The 7535-nt window shown below is 71.1% G+C and carries 6 protein-coding genes; 5 read left to right on the forward strand and 1 reads right to left on the reverse strand.

What is annotated here, in order from left to right:
* The first annotated feature begins 12 nt into the window (after positions 1-12).
* Positions 13-906 carry an SDR family oxidoreductase gene (locus tag AAG801_RS19230; protein ID WP_341889791.1) on the forward strand — a complete coding sequence of 298 codons (894 nt, stop codon included), beginning with the start codon at positions 13-15 and terminating at the stop codon, positions 904-906.
* A 12-nt stretch (positions 907-918) separates the two neighbouring features.
* On the opposite strand, the gene AAG801_RS19235 is transcribed toward AAG801_RS19230, so the two are convergent.
* On the reverse strand, positions 919-3657 hold the full coding sequence (locus tag AAG801_RS19235; RefSeq protein ID WP_341889792.1) for a LuxR C-terminal-related transcriptional regulator: 2739 nt from the start codon (positions 3655-3657) through the stop codon (positions 919-921).
* Between the two features lie 138 nt (positions 3658-3795).
* Between AAG801_RS19235 and AAG801_RS19240 the strand changes: the two genes are divergently transcribed.
* The 4 genes from AAG801_RS19240 to AAG801_RS19255 form a co-directional block, all read left to right on the forward strand.
* Positions 3796-5004 (forward strand): acetyl-CoA C-acetyltransferase, encoded by a 1209-nt coding sequence (locus AAG801_RS19240; RefSeq protein WP_341889793.1) that lies wholly within the window; start codon positions 3796-3798, stop codon positions 5002-5004.
* A gap of 31 nt (positions 5005-5035) precedes the next feature.
* Positions 5036-6448 carry an enoyl-CoA hydratase-related protein gene (locus AAG801_RS19245; protein WP_341889794.1) on the forward strand — a complete coding sequence of 471 codons (1413 nt, stop codon included), beginning with the start codon at positions 5036-5038 and terminating at the stop codon, positions 6446-6448.
* On the forward strand, positions 6445-7284 hold the full coding sequence (locus AAG801_RS19250) for an acyl-CoA thioesterase II (protein WP_341889795.1): 840 nt from the start codon (positions 6445-6447) through the stop codon (positions 7282-7284). The genes AAG801_RS19245 and AAG801_RS19250 overlap by 4 nt, the downstream gene beginning before the upstream one ends.
* The coding region (locus AAG801_RS19255; RefSeq protein WP_341889796.1) for an EthD domain-containing protein at positions 7281-7535 on the forward strand (255 nt) is incomplete at its 3' end. The genes AAG801_RS19250 and AAG801_RS19255, both read left to right, overlap by 4 nt.

Consider the following 7535-nt stretch of genomic DNA (forward strand, 5'->3'; position numbering starts at 1 on the left):
GCAAGGATCCGCATGACCCTCGACGACCTGATGTTCAAGCCCGGCCTGCTCGCCGGCCGCCGCTACCTCGTGACCGGCGGCGGCAGCGGCCTGGGCCGCGTGATGAGCGAGGCGCTGCTGCTGCTCGGCGCCGACGTGTACATCTGCGGGCGCCGCGCACCCGTGCTCGAAGAAACCGCCGCCGAGCTGATGCACCTGCACGGCGGGCGCGTGATCCCCAAGACCTGCGACATCCGCCAGGACACGCAGATCACCGAGATGCTCGACGAAATCTGGGCCGACGGCGGCGCGCTCGACGGCCTCGTCAACAACGCCGCGGGCAACTTCGTGAGCCGCACCGAAGATCTGTCGCCGCGCGCCTTCGATGCCATCTCGAGCATCGTCTTTCGCGGCAGCTTCTGCATGACGCTCGAGTGCGGCAAGCGCTGGTTGGCGGAAGGCAAGGCCGCGTCGGTGCTGTCGATCCTCACCACCTGGGTGTGGAACGGCTCGCCCTTCACCGTGCCTTCGGCCATGTCGAAAGCCGGCCTGCATGCGATGACGCAATCGCTCGCCGTCGAGTGGGCCGGCCGCGGCATCCGCTTCAACGCCATCGCGCCAGGCCTGTTCCCCACCGAGGGCATGAGCGCGCGCCTGAACCCCGGCGGCGGCGAGCACAAGGCCGAGCGCAACCCCATGGAACGCAACGGCCGCATGCCCGAGCTGGCCAACCTCGCGGCCTACCTGCTCGGCCCGGGCTCGGAGTACGTCAACGGCCAGACCATCGCCATCGACGGCGCGCAGTTCCAGGCCACGGGCGGGAATTTCTCGCGCATGTCGCAGTGGAAGGACGACGACTGGACGCGTGCGCGAGAGAACATCGCGGGGCGGGATGCGCAGGACAGGCGGCAGCGGCTGGCGGCCTGAGTGGCTGGCTGGTCAGCGAATCACGCCCAACTTCCGCGCAATCGCCACCGCCTCGGTACGGCGTTTGGCCCCCAGCTTCATGTTGATGTTGCGCAGGTGCGTGCGCACCGTGCTCTCCGACACGAACAGCTTCTCGCCCATCGCGTTGTTCGAGTAGCCCTCGGCCAACAGCTGCAGCACGCGGATCTCCTTGCGCGTGAGCGGCTCCTTGGTGGCATCGCCCGAGGGCGCTTCGGCGTCGATCGGTGAGGGCGGCGGGCCGAGCACCTGCAGCAGCCGCTGCAGGTAGTCGGCCAATATCGGGTCGCTGCGCAGCACGGGCGCCACGGCGCCGGCCTCTTGCTGCATGGCGGCGGCATAGCGGTGCACCAGCGTGCCCACGGACGGGCCCTCGTCGAGGATCAGCCGCACGAAGCCTTCCTGGCTCGCGGTCTGCAGCACGGCGCCGATTTCTTCGATGGCGGTGGCGAGGTCGCCTGCGCGTTGCAGCGCCAGCGCGCGCAGCACGCGCAGCTTGAGCGCGCGGCGGTTGCGGTTGGCGGCGACGGCGGCGTGCAGTTCGGCGTCGAGCACGGTGAGGGCCGCGCGCGCGTCGCCGAAGGCGATGTCCCAGCGTGCCTTGGCGAGCGCGAGGTAGTCGAGGTCGTGCGCGGGCAGGCGCTGGCGGCGCTCGCGCTCCCACAGCTCGGGGTCGTCGGCGCGCTGCAGCTCGTCGCGCGAGGCGGGGCCGTTGCCCTGCAGCAGCAGCATGTGCGCACGCTCCAGCTTGGCGCCCGCGACCACGCGCGGCAGCTGGCGGTGGTGGCCGAGGTATTCGAGTTCGGTGAGCGCCTGGAACGCGGCGTCGATGTCGCCCGCGTGAAAGGCGATGCGCGAGCGCATGACGTGGCTCAGGATCATGTGGTCGGGCAGGCCCACGTCGCGCGCCAGCGGCAGGTACACGTTCAGCAGGTGCTCGGCCTGCACCAGCTGGTTGGTCTCGTACACGGCGCCCGCGTACAGCACGCCGGCCCAGGCGTTGCCGTGGCTGTGGTTGTACGACACGGCATGCGTCGAATCGACCGCCATGCGCAGCCGCGCGGTGGCCTGGCGCAGCCGGCCTTCGGTGAGGTCGAACAGGCCCGCGAGCGACTCGGTGTACATGCGGTTGAAGGTGCTGTTGCCCTGCTCTCGCCGCGCGGCCTCGAGCAGGCGCTGCGCCTCGCGCTGGTCGCCACGCACCGCGAGGATGTGGGCCATGGCGTTGAGCAGCACGCCCTCGGCAAAGGCCAGGCCGGTGGGCATGCGCGCGAGGCTTTCGCGGCCGGCCTCGTAGGCGGCGTCGTGCTGGTCTTCCATGGCCAGCAGCAGCGGAATGAGCGTGTGGGCGTTGGCGCGCACCTCGGGAATGGGGCTCTCGAGGCAGCCCGACTGTTCGAGCAGCCGCATGGCGTCCCACGGGCCGTGCGTGAAGCAGGTGGCCCACAGCGCGATGAGCTGCAGAAACGGATGCTCGCGCAGCTGGTGCTCGGGAATGGCCGAGAACCAGCGCGCCAGCATGCGCATGCGGCCTTGCTCGAGGAACTGCTCGGCGTAGCTGTCGAGCAGCGTGAGCGCGTGCGGATGGTCGCCGCCTTCGATCGCATGGTCGATGGCGGGCACGGGCCGGCCGTGCGATTCGTACCAGCCCGAGGCCGCGAGGTGCAGCCGCGCGAGTTCGTCGGGCCGCTCGCGCGCGAGCTGCGCGCGCAAGAAGTCGGCGAACAGGCTGTGATAGCGCCACGCGCGCACCTCGCCGCCCGCATCGCCGCTCACGGGCGTGAGGAACAGGTTGGCGGCGGCCAGTTGTTCGAGGATGACGGCGCTGTCGCCGCGCGGGCTGAGCGCCTGGCACACCGAGGCATCGAGCTGGCGCAGGATGCTCGTGCGCAGCAGAAAGTCGCGAATCTCGGGCGGCTGGTGCGCGAGCACGTCTTCGGCCAGGTAGTCGGCCACGGCGCGGTCGGAGCCCGAGAAGCGTTCGATGAAGCCGGTCTCGATGCCGTGCCGCTCCAGCGCCATCGACGCCAGCCAGATGGCCGCGACCCAGCCTTCGGTCTTGCGGTGAAGCTGGGAGAGCATGTCGGCCGGCAGCGCCTGCGGCGGTTGCGCGGCGGCGTGCGGCGCATGCGCCTGGCGCAGGCCGATGAAGGCGCTGGTTTCTTCCAGCGTGAAGCGCAGGCGGTCGGTGTCGATCTCGATGAGCTGGCCGCGCGCGCGCAGCCGGCCCAGGCCCAGGTCGGGCAGGCTGCGCGAGCCGATCACGATCTGGCCGCGCCGCGGCAGGTGCTCGACCAGCTCGCGCACGAGGCCGAGCACGGCGGGCTCCTGCACCACCTCGAAGTCGTCGAGAAAGAGCGTGAAGGGCGAGTCGTGCGCGGCCAGCGCGGCCACGGCGTCGAAGGGCGCGTGGCTTGCGGGCTCGTCCACGCCGATGCGTTGCACGGCCTCGGCCAGGCAGTTGAGAAAGCGCGACACGTCGTTGTCGGCGCGGTCGAGCGTGAGCCAGGCGGTGGCGATGCCCTGCGCGTCCATGCGCTCGCGGATCTGCGCCATGGCGGTGGTCTTGCCGAAGCCGGCGGGTGCGCGCACCAGCACGAGCTTGACGGTCGCGGCCGCGATTTCTTCGCTGATGGCGGTGCGCGGCACCTGCGTGGCCACGAAGGCCGGCGGGTTGAGCTTGGTCTCGAGAATCCGGAGCGAGGAAGGGGGAACGGGGGCTGGTGCAGGCATCGCGAAGGGGGAGTGAATGCCTGGAAATTCCGTCGCTTCCGACGATTCCGGCAACCGATTCTGCTTCCTAAACTGGCCACAGACAAACTGAATTCCCCTGCATCCGGTGGCCCTGCGCACCCGGGCAGCGCCCTGCCCATGACCCACGACGTTTTCATCTACGACCACGTGCGAACCCCGCGCGGCAAGGGGCGCGCCGACGGTGCGCTGCACCCCATCACGCCGGTGCAGCTGGCCACGCAGATGCTGCAGGCACTGCGTGAACGCCATGCACTCGACCCCACGCAGATCGAGGACGTGGGCCTGGGCGTGGTGATGCCCGTGGGCGAGCAGGGCGCCGACATCGCGCGCGTGGCGCTGCTGTCGGCGGGCTACGGCGACAGCGTGGTCGGCTTTCAGCTCAACCGCTTCTGCACCTCGGCGCTTGACACGCTCAAGATGGGCTTCGGCCTCGTGGCCTCGGGCCAGGCCGACGCGGTGATCGGCGGCGGCGTGGAGTCGATGTCGCGCGTGGCCATCGGCAGCGACGGCGGCGCGGTCTACACCGACCCCGCCGTGGGCCAGCGCTACCCCTACATCCCCAACGGCGTGGCGGCGGACCTCATGGCCATGCTCGACGGCGTGGACCGCGAGGCGGTCGATGCCTACGCGATGGAAAGCCAGCGCCGTGCCGCCGTGGCGCAGGCCGAGGGCCGCTTCGACCGCTCGCTCGTGCCCGTGCGCGACCGGCTCGGCCGCACCGTGCTCGCGAAAGACGAGGCCAACCGCCCCGGCACCACGATGGCCGACCTCGCCAAGCTCAAGCCCGCCTTCGCCGGCGTGGCCGCGCAGGGCTACGAAGCGATCCTGCTGCAGCGCTATCCGCAGCTCTCGCACATCGACCCGATTCACACGGGCGGCAACTCGAGTGGCATCGTCGACGGCGCCTGCGCGGTGCTGCTGGGCAACCGCGACTACGGCACGCGCAACGGCCTCGTGCCGCGCGCACGCATCGTCGGCAGCGCCTCGTGCGCCGACGAACCGCTGCTGAGCCTGGGCGGCCCGATGCCTGCCACCGAGCGCCTGCTGGCGCGCTGCGGCCTGCACATCGGCGACATCGACCTGTTCGAGGTCAACGAGGCCTTCTCGGTGGTGCCGATGCGCTATGCGCGGCACTTCGACATCGACCCCGCACGCATCAACGTGAACGGCGGCGCCATCGCGCTGGGCCACCCGCTGGGCGCGACCGGTGCGATCCTCACGGGCACGCTGCTCGACGAGCTGGAGCGGCGCGACGCGGGCCTGGGCCTGGTCACGCTGTGCGCCGCGGCGGGCCAGTCGACCGCGCTGGTGATCGAGCGCGTCTGAGCGCGTCTTCTGCTTCAAGTTTTCTTTTCTCATGCATTCCAACATCCGATTCGAGGTCGATGCCGACGGCGTCGCGCTCCTCACCCTCGACGTGCCCGACCGGCCGATGAACGTGTTCACGCCCGGCTTCACGGCCGACCTGCGCGCGGCCGTGGCGCAGATCGCGCAGCGCGCCGACGTGCGCGGCGCCGTCATCACCTCGGGCAAGGCCAGCGGTTTCATGGCTGGTGCCGATCTCAAGGACCTCGTGGGCTTTCACGCGACGGGCGGCAGCGCGGCCGATGCCGCCGAGGCCATCGCGCCCGGCGGTCGCGTGCTGCGCGAGCTGGAGCGCTGCGGCAAGCCCGTGGCGGTGGCGATCAACGGCGTGGCGCTGGGTGGCGGTTTCGAGCTGGCACTGGCCTGCCATCACCGCGTGCTGCTCGACGAGCCGCGTGCGGTGGTCGGGCTGCCCGAGGTCACGGTCGGCCTGCTGCCGGTGGGCGGCGGCACGCAGCGGCTGCCGCGCCTCATCGGCATTGCGCGCGCGCTGCCGCTGCTGCTGTCGGGCCAGCACGTGGCGCCGGCCGAGGCGCTGGCGCTGGGCATGGTCGATGCGCTCGCGCCGGCCGACCAGCTCGTGCAGGTTGCGCGCCTCTGGGTGCTCGACCACCCCGAGGCCGGCCAGCAGCCGTGGGACGTGAAGGGTTTCAAGGTGCCCGGCGGTGCAGGCGCACTGGCGCCGCACGCGGGCGCGAGCTTCGGCGCCACGCTGGCGCAGGTGCGGCGCGACACGCACGACAACCTGCCGGCGCCGCTGGCCATCCTGTCGGCGGTGTACGAAGGCACGCAGCTGCCGATGGACGCGGGCCTGGCGGTCGAAGCGCAGTGCTTCGGTCCTTTGCTCGCCGGTCCGGTGGCGCGCAACCTGATGCGCACGCTGTTCGTGAACCGGGGCGCGGCGCTGCGGCGCAAGGGCGACTTGAGTGCGGTCAATGCTGCGTATGTCGAACGGCTGCGGCAGCTGTACCGCAGTGAAGGCCAAGCGCTGTTTAGCGAGGGTGTGTCGCCCGCGCTCATCGCGAATGCCGCGCGGCAGGCCGGCCTGGCCGAAAGCCCGCTGACCGCTGAAGCCACCGCGACACAGACCGCTACACCGCAGCCCGACGCACGCGCCGTCGGCGAACGCCTGCTGTCGCTGCTCGCGCTCGAAGCGGCGCGCTGCCTCGAGGAGGGCGTGCTGAGGCAGCCGGTCGAAGCCGACCTCGGCGCCGTCCTCGCACTGGGCTATCCCGACTGGACCGGCGGCACGCTCTCGTACATCGAGACCGTCGGCCTCGCCGCCTTCGTCGCACGCTGCGATGCACTCGCAGAGCGCCACGGCGAGCGTTTCAAGCCTTCGCCTGCGTTGCGCCATCGCGCGCAATCGAACACCTCGTTCTATCTCACGGAGCAGGCCGCGTGAGCCCAAGCCGCGCGGAAGCGCTGCAGTCGCTCGTCGCGCTGCTGCAGCTCGAACAGCTCGAGAAGAACCTGTTCCGCGGCACCAGCACCGACATCGGCGCGCCCGCCGTCTTCGGCGGCCAGGTGCTCGGACAGGCGTTGATGGCCGCGGCCCGCACGGTCGACGGGCATGCGGCGCATTCGCTGCACGGCTACTTTTTGCGCGCCGGCGACAAGGCCGCGCCGATCGTCTACGACGTCGACCGCATCCGCGACGGCGCGAGCTTTACCACGCGGCGCGTGGTCGCCATCCAGCATGGCGAGCCGATCTTCCACATGTCGGCCTCGTTCCACCGGCGCGAGGAGGGCGTGTCGCACCAGTGCGCGATGCCCGAGGCGCCGCCGCCCGAAACGCTCACGCCGCGTGCCGGCTCGCGCGCTGGACCTCCGATACGGGTCGAAGGGCCGATCGAGTTCCGCTACGTCGATCCGCGCGACCCGGTCACGGCCGGCCCGCGCCCGCCGCAGAGCCAGCTCTGGCTGCGCACCGCCGACGTGCTGCCCGACGACCCGCTGCTGCACCAGGCCATGCTGGCCTATGCCTCCGACTACAGCTTCATGGGCGTGGCGATGCAGCCGCACGGCCTGGCGTTTCAACAACCCGGCGTGCAGGGCGTGAGCCTGGACCACGCGATGTGGTTCCACCGCGACTTCCGCTGCGACGACTGGTTGCTGTACGACGCCGATTCGCCCTCGGCCGAGCATGCGCGCGGCTTCTGCCGCGGCGCGCTGTTCGACCGCGCGGGCCGGCTCGTGGCCTCGGTCGCGCAGGAAGGCCTGATCCGGGTGCGCCGATGATCAAGCTCGTCTTCTGCCTGCGGCGGCTGCCGCACCTGGACCGTGCGCAGTTCCAGCACCACTGGCGCCACGTGCATGCACCGCTCGTTGCCGAGCGCGCCGAGGTGCTGGGCCTGCGGCGCTACGTGCAGTCGCACACGCTCGACGATGCACTGGTGCAGCCGCTGGCCGTGCCGCGCGGCAGCCCGGCACCCTTCGACGGCGTGGCCGAGCTGTGGTGGGACAGCCTCGCGCCGCGCACCGGTGCACGG

Source organism: Variovorax sp. YR752 (genome assembly GCF_943372545.1).

What these genes read in the sequence shown, in the direction of transcription:
- AAG801_RS19235 (WP_341889792.1), bottom strand. Translation starts at nt 3,657, where the DNA reads ATGCCTGCACCAGCCCCCGTTCCCCCTTCCTCGCTCCGGATTCTCGAG.
- AAG801_RS19240 (WP_341889793.1), top strand. Translation starts at nt 3,796, where the DNA reads ATGACCCACGACGTTTTCATCTACGACCACGTGCGAACCCCGCGCGGC.
- AAG801_RS19230 (WP_341889791.1), top strand. Translation starts at nt 13, where the DNA reads ATGACCCTCGACGACCTGATGTTCAAGCCCGGCCTGCTCGCCGGCCGC.
- AAG801_RS19245 (WP_341889794.1), top strand. Translation starts at nt 5,036, where the DNA reads ATGCATTCCAACATCCGATTCGAGGTCGATGCCGACGGCGTCGCGCTC.